The sequence below is a fragment of the Dethiosulfovibrio peptidovorans DSM 11002 genome (assembly GCF_000172975.1).
GTDB lineage: Bacteria > Synergistota > Synergistia > Synergistales > Dethiosulfovibrionaceae > Dethiosulfovibrio > Dethiosulfovibrio peptidovorans.
This window is the reverse complement of the sequence record NZ_ABTR02000001.1, coordinates 206,965-220,354: the sequence shown is the minus strand read 5'-3', so window position 1 is coordinate 220,354 and position 13,390 is coordinate 206,965. Positions and strand designations below refer to the sequence as shown.

At 54.5% G+C, this 13,390-nt stretch carries 12 protein-coding genes; 11 read left to right on the top strand and 1 reads right to left on the bottom strand.

All coding sequences use genetic code 11. The features are described 5' to 3' along the window. The first annotated feature begins 109 nt into the window (after positions 1 to 109). The 9 genes from DPEP_RS12545 (at position 110) to DPEP_RS01060 (ending at position 10,082) form a co-directional block, all read left to right on the top strand. Positions 110 to 571: a hypothetical protein gene (locus DPEP_RS12545; RefSeq protein WP_050771278.1), complete on the top strand. Its 462-nt coding sequence runs from the start codon at positions 110 to 112 to the stop codon at positions 569 to 571. Beyond that, entirely contained in the window at positions 546 to 1,934 is a 1,389-nt protein-coding gene (gene rho / locus DPEP_RS01095) for a transcription termination factor Rho (protein WP_005658845.1), read from the top strand. The genes DPEP_RS12545 and rho overlap by 26 nt, the downstream gene beginning before the upstream one ends. A gap of 93 nt (positions 1,935 to 2,027) precedes the next feature. Continuing rightward, on the top strand, positions 2,028 to 3,494 hold the full coding sequence (locus tag DPEP_RS01090) for a LysM peptidoglycan-binding domain-containing M23 family metallopeptidase (RefSeq protein ID WP_005658844.1): 1,467 nt from the start codon (positions 2,028 to 2,030) through the stop codon (positions 3,492 to 3,494). A 97-nt stretch (positions 3,495 to 3,591) separates the two neighbouring features. Then, the gene (locus tag DPEP_RS01085; RefSeq protein ID WP_005658843.1) at positions 3,592 to 5,193 is read left to right on the top strand and encodes a CTP synthase; all 1,602 of its coding nucleotides are present in this window, start codon (positions 3,592 to 3,594) and stop codon (positions 5,191 to 5,193) included. A gap of 24 nt (positions 5,194 to 5,217) precedes the next feature. Continuing rightward, positions 5,218 to 6,228 carry a hypothetical protein gene (locus DPEP_RS01080; protein WP_005658842.1) on the top strand — a complete coding sequence of 337 codons (1,011 nt, stop codon included), beginning with the start codon at positions 5,218 to 5,220 and terminating at the stop codon, positions 6,226 to 6,228. After that, positions 6,225 to 6,680, top strand: coding sequence for a hypothetical protein (locus DPEP_RS01075; protein WP_005658841.1), 456 nt, complete (start codon positions 6,225 to 6,227; stop codon positions 6,678 to 6,680). The genes DPEP_RS01080 and DPEP_RS01075 overlap by 4 nt, the downstream gene beginning before the upstream one ends. An 18-nt stretch (positions 6,681 to 6,698) precedes the next feature. Then, complete coding sequence (locus DPEP_RS01070; RefSeq protein ID WP_005658840.1) at positions 6,699 to 7,859, top strand: hypothetical protein; 1,161 nt, start codon at positions 6,699 to 6,701, stop codon at positions 7,857 to 7,859. Next, positions 7,849 to 8,403: a hypothetical protein gene (locus DPEP_RS01065; RefSeq protein WP_005658839.1), complete on the top strand. Its 555-nt coding sequence runs from the start codon at positions 7,849 to 7,851 to the stop codon at positions 8,401 to 8,403. Before DPEP_RS01070 ends, DPEP_RS01065 begins: the two co-directional genes overlap by 11 nt. Then, on the top strand, positions 8,373 to 10,082 hold the full coding sequence (locus DPEP_RS01060) for an LPS-assembly protein LptD (protein ID WP_005658838.1): 1,710 nt from the start codon (positions 8,373 to 8,375) through the stop codon (positions 10,080 to 10,082). The genes DPEP_RS01065 and DPEP_RS01060 overlap by 31 nt, the downstream gene beginning before the upstream one ends. Before the next feature lie 61 nt (positions 10,083 to 10,143). Here the strand turns inward: DPEP_RS01060 and greA are convergent, their stop codons facing one another. Then, on the bottom strand, positions 10,144 to 10,638 hold the full coding sequence (greA, locus tag DPEP_RS01055) for a transcription elongation factor GreA (RefSeq protein WP_005658837.1): 495 nt from the start codon (positions 10,636 to 10,638) through the stop codon (positions 10,144 to 10,146). A 169-nt stretch (positions 10,639 to 10,807) separates the two neighbouring features. Here greA and DPEP_RS01050 point away from each other — a divergent pair, with 169 nt between their 5' ends. Both DPEP_RS01050 and DPEP_RS01045 read left to right on the top strand, forming a co-directional pair. Next, a complete protein-coding gene (locus DPEP_RS01050; RefSeq protein ID WP_005658836.1) occupies positions 10,808 to 12,613 on the top strand; it encodes a ribonuclease J in 1,806 nt (601 codons plus the stop codon). After that, on the top strand, positions 12,610 to 13,389 hold the full coding sequence (locus tag DPEP_RS01045) for an undecaprenyl-diphosphate phosphatase (protein ID WP_005658835.1): 780 nt from the start codon (positions 12,610 to 12,612) through the stop codon (positions 13,387 to 13,389). The genes DPEP_RS01050 and DPEP_RS01045 overlap by 4 nt, the downstream gene beginning before the upstream one ends. Position 13,390: the final 1 nt, after the last annotated feature.

Below are 13,390 nucleotides of genomic sequence, written 5' to 3'. Positions count from 1 at the left end.
GGTATTTTTCAGCTTTAGTATAGGGGGTCGTTCCCCCTGTGGCTCGGTCCAGTTTTACGGCTTTCGAAGCCGAGATTGGACCACTCCGGCCCGGAATGGTGTGTCATCGTTGAAAAGCGAAAAATCCTTTGCCCTCTTCGTGTTTTCCTCCATATTATTCTTTGCCCTTTTTTTTCTGTGGATCACCTTTCATAGAGGACCTCTTGGAAAGGTCCGAATAGAGCGTGCCGTCGTATGTGTCGACGTGGACGATTCCGGCGTGCCCTACGGGGTGGGAGGTCGTTTCAGCTTCGGAATTCGCCAGCTGTGTATGGTGATGGACTCTACCGGAGGAGAAGAGGACGATTCCGTTCGGCTTAGATGGTATTATCGTGGGCAGTTGATACACGAGGAGATTCAGCTTCTGGGAGACGGAAGGGACGAGAGCAGGATGTTCTACCTTTTAAGGGAGGACGGAGCTCCTCTGCCCCTGGGAGCCTACGAGATTCAGGTGGATCTGAACGATCGTCCGATCAGGAGGATTCCCTTCGCAGTGGTGGAGGGAAATGGGACCGCCGAAAAATCACTATGAGAGGAATCAGCGTGCAATGACCCAAGAAAACAAAACTGTAAATGTGGAGGACGGAGATGTGAGTTCCGAAAGACCCGATAACGGCAGGAACAACAAGAAGACCCCTCCGAGACCTCGTTTTACCTACGGTAACCTGGTCTCCATGACCCTGCCGGATCTTCGGAAAATAGCCAAGGAGGCGGATCTGTCCGGTTTTTCCTCACTTCGCAAGGACGATCTTATACTGGCCATTCTCGAATCTCAGGCCAGACAGATGAACACCCGTTTCGGCGGTGGCACCCTGGAGGTTATGTCCGACGGTTACGGATTTCTTCGTCCGAAGGGGCTTCTGCCCAGCGACAACGATATATACGTTTCGGCGTCACAAATACGAAGGTTCGGGCTCAGAAACGGAGATGTAATCTGGGGTATGGTAAGGAAACCCAGAGACCAGGAACACTACGAGGCCCTGCTCAGGGTCGAGGTCGTGAACTTTACCGATCCTGAGGCGGCCAAGCATCGCCCTCATTTTGGACAGTTAACCCCCATTTTCCCCGATGAAAGACTAAATTTGGAGACCCATTCCAGGAAACTGGCCACTAGGCTGGTGGATCTCTTTTCTCCCATAGGAAAGGGTCAGCGTTCTCTGGTGGTTTCCCCTCCCAAGGCGGGAAAAACCACCATACTGAAGGATCTGGCTAACGCCGTTACGACCAATCATCCCGAGATAATCCTCATGGTCTTGCTCATAGACGAGCGTCCCGAAGAGGTAACCGATATCGCCCGTTCCGTGGACGGCGAGATAATCGCCTCTACTTTCGATCGTCCTGCCGAGGAGCACATGAGGGTGGCGAATCTGGCGTTGGAGAAGGCTAAGAGGCTGGTGGAGGCCGGCAAGGATGTGGTGTTGCTTCTGGACTCCATAACCAGGCTGGCCAGGGCCTCCAACCTGACGGTGCCTCCTTCGGGACGTACCCTTTCGGGAGGAATGGACCCCGCCGCCCTTTATTTCCCCAAGAGGTTTTTCGGAGCCGCCAGGAACATAGAGGAGGGCGGAAGCCTGACAATCATAGGAACCGCTTTGGTGGATACGGGCAGCCGCATGGACGACGTCATCTACGAGGAGTTCAAGGGCACGGGCAACATGGAGATACATCTTTCGAGAAAGCTGGCGGAGCAGCGCATATTCCCCGCCGTGGATATAGGACGTTCCGGAACGAGGAGAGAGGATCTCCTGCTTTCCGAGGACGATCTCCAGAGGTTGTGGGGTCTCAGACGGAAACTGGCCAACGTGGACGAGGCCGGGGCTTTGAACCTGATAATCGACCGTCTGAGAAAGACTTCCAACAACGAGGAGTTTCTTCAGGGGATCAGAAAGTCCTGATTTTTACTGGGTCTCGGGAGGGTTGCCTTTTTCTCTCTTCCCGTATATTGTAAAAGATGGCGGCGACCTGCCGTCGAGGGAGCGTGATGGAATGTGAATAGAGGACCATCTAACGGAAATTCATGGCATTTCGGTTTTATGGCGGTCGTGGCTATCATGCTTTGCGGGGCCTCTTTTCTGGCCTTTTTCGCCGGTGAAAGATCCGGGGATAGCTGGAGGTATTCCGCTTCCGCCGATTCTGCCGGTGAGATACCGTCCAGGTTCGTGGTCGTCGATATGTCAAGAGCTTTGGCGGCCATAAAGGGAGTTCACGGAATCGAGGTGGAGCCTACCGGTATAGGGCCCATCCCCTCCGACCCGATGTACCAGGAGGGTGAAATCATTCTGGAGGAGGTATCCTTCGAGGACGATCCGGTGCCTCTGTCGAAACAGGGCATGGACGAGGGTGATCTTGACGATAGCCTCGGACTGGACGAACTCAAGAGCGGTTCGAAATCTGACAAACTTGCCAGTCGGCTGGAGCAGTCGCCCGGCAAGGTGGACGCTATGGAGGGGGTAACCCTTGACGAGGTCTCTATCGTATGGAGAGAGCATTCGGTAAAACCCGGAGAGACCCTTTTCGTGTTGGCTCAAAAATCGAATATATCCCAGAGGGATATAATCAAGGCCAACGAGCTTAAAAATCCCGATCGTCTTTCTCTGGGACAGGTGTTGCTTATCCCTCGGTCTCATTCCGATGTAAACGCCACCCTGAACGAGGTCAGGCGGAGAAGGGAAAATAAAAAGGCCAAGGAGGATAAGGTAGTTCCGTTCTCCACGAAAACCTACAAGGTCCAAAACGGAGACAGTCTTTGGAGCATATCCAACAAGTTCAACGTGACCATCGACACTTTGTTCAGCGCCAATTCTCTCAGCGATCCAGACAAACTTAAGCCCGGCATGACATTGAAGGTTCCGAACCAGGACGGGGTTTTCTATAAGGTTAGAAAAGGAGATACCTTAGGCAAGATAGCCTCTGCCTATTCGGTAGATATAAACAGAATAGTGGACACCAACGGAATAGAGCAGAAGAAGCTCATATCCGTGGGGCAGGAACTTTTTCTCCCCGGTGCCAGCCAGGTGGCCGGGAGCTACGGTCGACAGGCATCCAGGAGCGGATCGGTGTCTCGGAGCAGCCGTTCATTCCGTTGGCCCGTTGTCGGGAGGATAAACAGTCCCTTCGGATGGAGGAGACATCCCATATCGAAGAGAAGGTCCTTCCATACAGGCGTGGACATAAAGGCTTCCAGGCATACCAGGATCCGTGCCGCCAGGTCCGGTAGGGTCGTATATGCTGGCTGGATGGGTGGATACGGCAGGGTGGTCGTCGTAAAACACGACAGCACCTACAGCACCCTATACGCCCACTGTCAGAAGCTTTACGTGAGAAAGGGGCAGAAGGTCTCGGCCGGAAAGGTCGTGGCTACGGTCGGCACCAGCGGAAGGTCTACAGGACCCCATCTTCATTTCGAGATCCGGATCAACAACAAGCCGGTCAACCCTCTCAAGTATCTTCGGTGAGGTAATGTAATCCCGATTCGGGTATAATCTGGGCGTGGGCCAGGTTCCCTGGTCCTGCCCTTTTTGTTTTTTAAATTTCAAGGGATGGTGAGATATAATGGCTAAGTTCGTGCTCGTGACTGGAGGCGTAGTGTCCTCTCTTGGCAAGGGGATAACTGCGTCTTCGTTGGGAGTGTTGTTGAAGAAAAGGGGTTTCAAGGTCTCTATCCTGAAGCTCGATCCCTATATAAACGTCGATGCCGGAACCATGAATCCTTTTCAGCATGGAGAGGTTTTCGTCACGGACGACGGTGCCGAGACCGATCTGGACCTAGGGCATTACGAGAGGTTCATCGACGAAAGCCTTTCCTCTGCAAACAACGTCACCACCGGCAAGATATATTCGAGGGTGATCGATAAGGAGAGAAAGGGTAGATATCTGGGAGCTACAGTTCAGGTCATTCCTCACATCACCAACGAGATACAGGAGAGTATACTCAAGGCCTCCGATGGGGTCGACGTGGTGATAGTGGAGATAGGAGGCACCGTTGGGGATATAGAGGGTCTTCCTTTTCTGGAGGCCATCCGTCAGCTGGCATCCAGGGTCGGAAGGGAAAACCTTCTATACTGCCATGTCACTTTGATCCCCTATATAGATGCAGCCGGAGAGCTCAAGACCAAGCCGACTCAGCACAGTGTACAGGAGCTTAGGAAGATCGGGATACAGCCGGACGTCATAGTCTGTCGTTCCAGCCATAAGGTTCCGGCGGAGCTCAAGGACAAGATAGCCCTGTTCTGTAACGTTTCTCCCGATTCCATCGTGGAGGCGGCGGATGCCTCGACCATATACGTGATCCCCATAAGCCTTTATGAGCAGGGTTTCGACAAGCTGGTGATGAAAAAGCTCGGATTGAACCTCGGCGAGGAGCCGGATCTCTCCGATTGGCGCAGGGTGGTGGCCGGCTTTTCCTCTCCCTCCGGTTCCGTCAGGGTTGCCATGGTTGGTAAATACGTGGGGCTGAAGGATGCCTATCTCAGCGTTATAGAGGCTCTGTATCACGCAGGGATACACAACGATGTAAGGATCGATCTTTTGCCTATAGAGGCGGAGGAGATCGAGGCCAATGGAGCCGAGGTGGTCCTGGAAGGGGTGGATGCGGTGTTGGTCCCCGGTGGTTTCGGGTCCAGAGGAATAGAGGGAAAGATCGCTGCGGCCAGGTATGCCAGGGAAAACGGAATACCCTATCTGGGGCTCTGTCTGGGTCTACAGGTGGCGGTTATGGAGTTTGCCAGAAACGTCTGTTCTCTGTCCGGGGCGAACAGCACCGAGATGGATCCGGGAACCCTGAATCCGGTGATTCACCTGATGGAGGATCAGAAGAGCGTCTCCGATATGGGCGGAACCATGCGCCTCGGAGCGTACAGATGCGATCTGATCTCCGGGACCAAGTCTTGCGAGGCCTATGGCTCCGATTTCGTGATGGAGCGTCATCGCCATCGCTACGAGTTCAACAATCAGTACAGAGAACGTCTGGAGGCCGCGGGGCTCAAGGTCGCCGGGGTCTATTCGGAGAAAAATCTGGTGGAGATAGTAGAACTGGTCGATCATCCCTGGTATGTGGGTGTTCAGTTCCACCCGGAGTTCCGTTCCAGACCGGTTCGCCCCCATCCTCTTTTCATGGGGTTGGTCGGTGCCGCCTTGGAGCGAAAGGGCGACTAATTTTTTGAGGAGGTTGTCTTGAACATGAACGATCGAATTAAGGCGTTTTTCGCCGTCGCGGCGGTTTTTCTTATCTGTTCCGCAGCCTGGGCTTCCGACGAGGCGCCAGCGTTTAAGCGGCTGGACGATATGGAGAAGATCGTATACGGAGAGGTCGGAACCGGAGGTCTGATAGATCGGCTGAACCGCGTGGAGAAGGCCCTCTTCGGAAGGGAGTTGCCGGGAACGGTGGCAGAGCGTCAAGCCGCATTGGCCCGCTTCGTGGAGGAGGGGACCGATACTCAGCCTTCGCTGTTGTTCAAGATGTCCATAGCGGAGTGGATAACCGAACAGGTCTCCATGCCGGTAAAACCGATAGTGAATAGAATAGGATCTCTCGAGAGAAAGCTGGAGGGGCAGGCCATGGAGGACGGTCCTCTGGCCATGAGGCTCGAGAGGATGTTGGGATTGCTGGTGTCCGAGCCGGTCGTCTGGTCCTCGGTGGTGGTTCCGTCCGGTACCGTCGTCAGGGTTTCTCTTTTGGAGACTATATCTCCTTCCTCTGTGACAGTCGGTGATACGGTTAAGGGCGAGCTCACAAGGGATGTGGTCGTCGGTAACGTTCTGGTTGCCCCTAAGGGATCTGTTGTCGAGGGAACGGTCTCGAGCGTGTCTAAGCCGAGAAGTTTCGGCCGTCCCTCCGAGGTGCGTTTCGCCTTTGAGGAGCTTATCCCCCCGTCTCGTCAGGCCGTTCCTCTGTCTGTAGGAGAGGCAGCCAACGAGGCGGCCAAGGCTGAAAAGGCCCAGATCGCCGCGGTCGGAGGCTCTTTGGCTGGGGCTATTCTGTTAGGGCCTTTGGGATTGGCCGGTGGTTTCCTGGTAAGAGGTGACGTCAAGGAGATTCCCGCCGGTTCCATCTTCCACATGGAGGTTTCCGAGAGCACCTCGGTGCTGTCATATCCCGTTCCGGAAGGTCTTATCAGTCTTATAGAGGTTCCGGACGATCGATTGTCGAAGGATATAGAACTGTCCGATAGGGAGGTTGACAATCTATGATCGCTAAATCGAGAAAAGTTTGCGCCGTTCTGGCCGCCGGATGGATTGCCTTAGGGTTGTGGACGGCTCCGGCTTTGGCTATAGACCTGGGAGACGTACTTAAAGACGTGGCGGGAGTTGCAGTCGGAGGTTTCGTTATAGACAAGGTAGCGGGACCTATAAACGACTTTATCAACACCGTTACCTTCAACAAAGGTGCCAAGGTCGAGGGGCACACCAAGGTCGTTCCCATAGTATCCCTCGGCAGTGGAACCAGGATAGGTGCCGCTCAGGTTGCAGGTCCTAAAAAAGACGGAGTCGTAAAGGTCAAGGCAGTGGCCAGCTTGGAGACGTCTTTCCGGGACAGGTTCAGGATTAAGATTCTGGTGCCGGTGGATTCGGTAAATCCCCTTCAGAGATTCGTCAGGGTCCAGGGGGTAGGGGTATCGGCCGTTATCGATTACAAACTCTGACGGGAGGAGGTAGACGTTTTGTCCTTGAGAAAACTGGGTATGGCTTGCCTTTTGTCCGTACTTTTGACCTCCGCTTCCTGGGGGGCGTCTCCTCTGGAGGATGCCACCAGGATTCTCGAGAACAGTACGTCCTTCCATTGGGGTAAGGACTGTCTCGTGTGGGTCGTCCACTATCCCGAGGCCCTCGTAGGGCCCTGGGTCGAGGCGGACGCCATCTCCAGAGGATATACTCCCTCCCAGAAAGAGGAGTATCTCCGGTCCTTTAAAGAGCAGCTGAGAATAGGACAGGCCGAGCCTTTTCTGGTTACCGTGTATCATTTCGGCCCCAAACCTTTGAGTTTGAGTCCTCTGTCGGAAAATCTTCTCATGATACCGGAGAGAGGCGAAGTTCTGGCTCCCCTTTCCTACGAGGATAAGCTGGATCAGCCCATCTCGGGTGTGGTCCAGGGGTTGGTGTTTTTTCCAAAACAGGAGGATGGTTTCGTCCTCTCCCTCAAGGGATTGGGGGTCTATAGAGAGCAGAGATTTGCTTTTAAGGGTTTTTCCTCCGTCGGAGGGATTTCTTCGGACGACGCAGGGGAGGCCAAACAGAGGATCGTGGAGCTTCCTCCGGTGGAGACGGAGACGGTTTTGACCTCCTCGGGAGGAAAGGTGGAGGTTCCGGTGGAAAAGCCGAAGCCGGACAAGGTGGAAAAGGAACCGGAGACCGTCAAGGTACCGCCTGTTGAGACCGAGCCTCCTGCCTGGTTAGGTCCAGGGCCGGTTTTGACGAAGAAGCCCGAGTCTGTGGAGAGACCCGAAGTCTCCTCCGGCGACTCGATGGCGGTGTCGGTGGATCTTTCGGAGTCGGTGATTTCCGAGGGCAGCTTTACTGCTGCGGACCTAGAGATGTCTCGTGATTCTCTGGTGGAGGCTTTCCTGGCCTGTTGGGCCGATGGCGATACTTCCGCTATGTACGAGATGCTGGCTCCGTCCTCTCGAGGGGATAAAGAGGCGTTTTCAAAAAAGGCGAACGGTTCTCCTCTGCGTTGGTGTCTGGGAGACGGTTACAAGCTGAGATGGCTCGAAGGAGACAGGGTCAAGGTCTCGGTGGCCCAGAAACTGGTCTTGATAAGGGTTCTCCAGAGCGAGGTGCTGTCGGTGGTATCCGAGGAAGGTCGTCTCTGGATTGTCTGGTAGATTTTTATGGTTTTCTGTGGTAATCGCGGTGGTCGTCGGATTTTCTTTCATGCTCTACAGCGATCTTAAACTCGATTATCTAGAGGTCGCGAACTTCGCCGGAGAGGTCGGAGGCGTTGAGCTTAAGGACGTTACCCTCAGGAGGAGTATGTCCGGAGATCTCTGGACTTTTCTGGTCCGTTCTGTAAGCAAGGAAGGCAGTATCGGGAAGTTGAAGGACGTGACCGGTCGTCGAGTCGGGCCGGACGGCTCCGTATGGAGCTTGGCCTCTCCCGAGGGAGAGTACGATAGTTCCGGAGATCGGCTGGTCTTGTGCGACAGCACCGGGATTTTCGAGGAGAAAAAAGAGAATTTCGATTGGATCGCTCCCGTTATCCTTTGGGGTGGGGCGTCTTCCGATAGGTGGTCCTTTCCGGATGGATTGACCATATCGGGAGACCATTATAGTCTGACGGGAAAAAGCGCAGAGGCGTCTCCCTCCGAAGGGGTCGTCGTCCAGGAGGGGGTTATGGTATGGTGGCACGAAGCTGGATCTGGGCGATAGTGGCTCTGATGTTTATGGCGTGCCCTCTGTGGGCTTTGGACGAGGACGAAGGAGCTGCCTCTCTGAACGCCGACGAGCTGTCTTTCGACGAGGCCAGCGGCATAGCAGTGGCCGAGGGTAACGCTGCCCTGAAGTACAAGGGTATCAGGATGTTCGCCGATAAGATGGAGATGGATACGGTAGGAAACGTGGTCAAGGCCTATTCCGTGGAGGGCAAGGGGGTTACCTTGATCTCCGGAGGCAAGGTTATGAGAGGTCAAAGGGCCGAGTTCGATCTGACCACCAGGGAAGGGGCGCTTTACGAGACCTCTTCGGCCGTGCCTCTGTCCGAGTCGGACCAGTTCGTCTATATAAAGGGAGAGAAGATGGAGGTCTCCACCGTGGCGGCTGCGCGCCGAAAGGGTTGGCTTCCCAAGAAAACCAGGGCTCTGTCGGACGACGAGGCCATCGGTCGATGGGAGGGGGTCTCCGTGACCACCTGTTCGGCCCCACATCCTCATTATCGTCTCAAGGCCAAGAGGTTGGTGCTTATTCCGGACGAGAAGGTGGTCGTAAATTCTCCTCAGGTTTATATAGGGGATTCTCTGTTGTTCACCTATCCCTTCGATTACAGGGTGGATCTTCAGGAACACGGCGATGGCAACTCGTTCATGCCGAAACTAGGGTACGATTCCGATAAGGGGATCGGCCTAGGGGTTTCCGGTCCTTTCTACTGGGACCGAGGTCGGCTGTCGCTTTCGGTTATGGGATGGTCCGACGAGGGGTTGGAGTGGTCCGGCAGGATAGATCAGGAGCTTGCTCCCTGGTTGAAGATATACGGAGAGACCGCCTGGGAGTACGAGTCGTCCTCGGATCGAAAGGAATATCGTCCTTCCTGGGGATTCGTGGCGGAGAACGACGGTTGGACTCTGGACGGTCGATGGACCCAGAGAGAGGCGTTGAAAGAGGAGCTGCGTGCCGGTCGTACATACAAGACCACCCTCTGGAGGATGCCCGAGTTGTCGCTTCGTTCGCCCTGGTGGAAGATTTCTTCCGACGAGAGACAGTATTTTCGGATGGGAGTTCTGTGGGGAAGATACGAGGAGACCGGCAAGGGGCTTCCCGAGATGGAAAGGTTCGGCTGGGGCGGCGAGCTTTATGGGAAAATAGGTCGCGATACCGGCAGATGGGAGCCTTTCTGGAGGCTTGCCTACAGGGATTTCAGCTACGATGTAGACGTGAACGATAGACAGAAAGTGACCGACGCTTCGGTGGGGGCGGTCTACAGGTCGGAATCGGGCTTCGAGGCCGGTACCGCTTACGTCAGGAGATGGGCTGACGGTCGTTCTCCTTTCGCCTTGGTGGAGACCGACGACGACTCGGACAGCTGGGACGACTACGACGAGGAGGAACTTATATATCAGCGTTTCGGTTTCTCTCTGTCGGATACGTTCAGGCTTAGATTGACCGGGGCCTACGATCTGGATCGGAGCCGGATGGACGAGATAGCCTATCAGCTGACCTACCAGAATAACTGCTGTTATAAATGGATATTGACATACAGGGATGACCGGCATGACGACGACGATTGGGCTTCGCTTAGTTTCCAGCTTACGGCCTTTCCGGACAACACGGTCAGGTTTAGCGATAACGAGCTGGACGATCCTTTCGAGGAGCCTCGGGATCTACCGAAAGACTGAGAGAAAAAGACCTGCCTCTCGGCAGGTCTTTTGTCTCTGTAGTAGAGTTGTTCCCGGTGGATCAGTTCACCCGGATCTCCAATATGCGGAGTTTTCTCATCCCATTGGGAACCTTCACGCTGATTTCGTCTCCGGGATGTTTGCCCATAAGAGCCTGTCCTACCGGACTCATCGAGGATATCTTGCTCTTTTTGGGGTCCGCTTCCTCTGAACCCACTATGGAGTAGTCGAAGGTTTTCTTGTTGCCGATGTCCTCGATTTTAACGGTGGTTCCGAGGGCCACATGGCTTCCGTCCAGGCTAGACGAGTCTATAACCTTAGCCTTGCTGAGCTGATATTCCAGTCTCTGTATACGGCTTTCCAGTTTTGCCTGTTCGTCCTTGGCCGCGGCGTATTCGGCGTTTTCGCTGAGATCCCCGAAAGAACGGGCCTCCTCTATCCTCTGGGCGACGACGTATCGTTCTTCGCTCCTGAGGCGTTTGAGTTCCTCGTAGAGTCGGTCGTATCCCTCTTTCGTCATTTCGATTCCGTCGCTGACGGCAGTTTTGTCGCTCAAGGCTGAAACCTCCTCGATAGGCTTTTGTCGTTGAAAGGCAATTTTATCAGATACTGGGGAATGAGACAATCTCGACAGAGCAGTAATAACGGAAAAAGGAAGAGAAGAACAAGGGGTCGGATTGTCCGACCATGGTTTATTTTATTGAATATGGAGGTCGTGATTCGACGTGACTACACAGGATAAAGCACAGAACGATAATCAGCCCGAAAAGGGGCAGGCGGGCCGCGAAGACGGCGGCAAGAACGGCGTGAGCCGAGGGAAGGGACGTCCTAGAAGGAGAAAAAGGCCGGGAAAGGGAACGAGACCGAAGGACGGAACACTGAGGTTTATACCTCTAGGCGGAATAGGTGAGATCGGGAAGAATATGTACCTCCTGGAGTTTGGGGAGGACATGATAGTTATAGACTGCGGTCTCATGTTTCCGGAGGAGGAGATGCTTGGGATAGATTTCGTGATCCCCGATACAACATATCTGGAGGCTAATAAAGATAGGGTTAAGGGCATTCTCCTTACCCATGGACACGAGGACCACGTCGGAGCCCTACCTTTCGTGCTTCCCGGTCTGGATGTTCCGGTTTACGGCACCAAGTTGACATTGGGTATGGCGTCTCACCGACTGGGAGAGGCTAGGCCGGATTACAAGCCCAAGTTCAAGGAGATAAAGGCGGGAGATAAGGTAAAACTTGGATGTTTCTCCGTTTCATTCATCCCGGTGTGTCATTCCATCCCCGATGGGGTTGCTTTGGCTGTAGAGACCCCTATCGGGACCGTTATCCACACGGGAGACTTCAAGCTGGATCCGACCCCCGTGGACGGAAGGATAACCGACTACAGCGCCTTCGCCGAGTTGGGAAAGAAAGGCGTACTGGCCTTGATGTCCGACTCCACAAACGTGGAGAAAGAGGGGTTTACTCAGTCGGAGAGCGTTATATCCGGTACTTTGGAGAGGCTTTTCAGAGAGCAGAGGAACCGAAGGGTGATAATTTCGTCTTTTTCCAGTAACCTGCACAGAGTACAGCAGGTCGCTGATGTGGCGGCCCGGTTCAACCGTAAGATCGCTTTTGCCGGAAGAAGCATGATAAACAACGTCGACCTGGCCCGTAGGCTGGGATACCTTCAGATATCCGACGATATGATGGTTCCTTTGCAGGATATCGACAAGGTTCCTCATAACAGGTTGGTCTTGGTTACCACCGGCAGTCAGGGCGAGCCTTTTTCCGGGCTGATGCTGATGAGCAAGGGAGAGCATCACAGGGTCAAGCTCGGCCCCAAGGATGTGGTGGCCGTTTTCGCCACCCCCGTTCCCGGTAACGAGAAGATGGTGAGCAACATGATAAACCGACTTTTCCGGTGTCGCTGTGAGGTAATCTACGAGAAGAGCTGGGGTACCCACGTATCGGGGCATGCCTCCAGGGAAGAGCTGAAGATGATGCTAAGCATGGTGAGGCCCAAGTATTTCGTGCCGATTCACGGGGAATACCGGATGTTGGTTCGCCACGCCCAGCTGGCCAATCAGATGGGTGTTCCGGTCAAGAACACCTTTGTGATGGATAACGGCGACGTGCTGTCTATAACGGATAAGTCGGCTCAGGCCAAGAGCAAGGTTCAGGCCGGTGCGGTGCTGGTTGACGGCCTTGCCTTCGGCGAGTTGGAGAGCAGCGTCATGAGGGAGAGAAAGGATCTGGCCGAGGACGGCGTTTTGGTTGTCTCCATGACCGTCGATCGCAGGTTCAAGCTTTTGTCCGATCCTATGTTCGAGAGCTGTGGTTTTATGCACCTTCACGACGCTGAGCACATGAGAAAGGAGTTTTCCGACGCCATAAGGCACACGGTTAAAAAAGCCTCCTCTCAGAGAGGGGTTACCGTGGAGGTGTTGGAGAACAAGATTAGAGGTCGTTGCCGTGATCTGCTTAGAAAGTATGCAGGAACCAAACCTAGGGTCATTCCTTTGATCACGGTGCTCGATAGATGATCCATTCGCTGTTGCTCGGGCTGATCCAGGGACTCACCGAGTTCCTTCCGGTCAGCAGCTCGGGTCATCTCGCTTTGGCCCAGAACTTTCTCGGTTGGAAGGAGCCAGCTCTGGCGTTTGATATAGCTCTTCACTGCGCCACGATGTTGGCGACTCTGGTGTATTTCAGGAAAGACGTTATGGAGCTTGGGGGACAGTGGTTTTCCGGTCTGACCAAAAGGGAAAACCGAAGAAAACCGGGATGGACCGTGGGATGGGCTATGATAGCTGGCACCGTCCTGACCGTTGCCATCGGTTTGCCTCTCAAGCCTCTGGTGGAGAGACTTTCCACCTCCGTTTTTGCTGTAGGAGTGGCTCTCGTGTTTACCGGCGGTTTACTCTGGGTGGCCTCTCGCCTTCCCAGAGGAACCGGTTCTGTGACGGTGTTGGGCGGCGCTACGATAGGCCTTGCTCAGGGGCTGGCCGTTATCCCAGGGATCTCCAGATCCGGTTCGACCATAGTGGCGGGGCTGGGGCTGAAGCTGTCCTCCGAGGAGGCTTTTCGCTTTTCATTTTTGCTGTCTCTTCCTGCTATTTTGGGTGCGTCGATACTTGAGCTGGCTGATTTCACTACGTCCGGCATGCCCAGCGGCTGGTTCTTGGGGGTTTTGGTCGCAGGACTGTCCGGGTATTGGGCTCTTTCTCTGCTTCGTAAGGTGGTGACCCTGGGACGTTGGAGAGGTCTCTCCGTCTATTGCGTTATCCTGGGGCTCGTCGCCGTCTTTTTGGGGAGGTGAT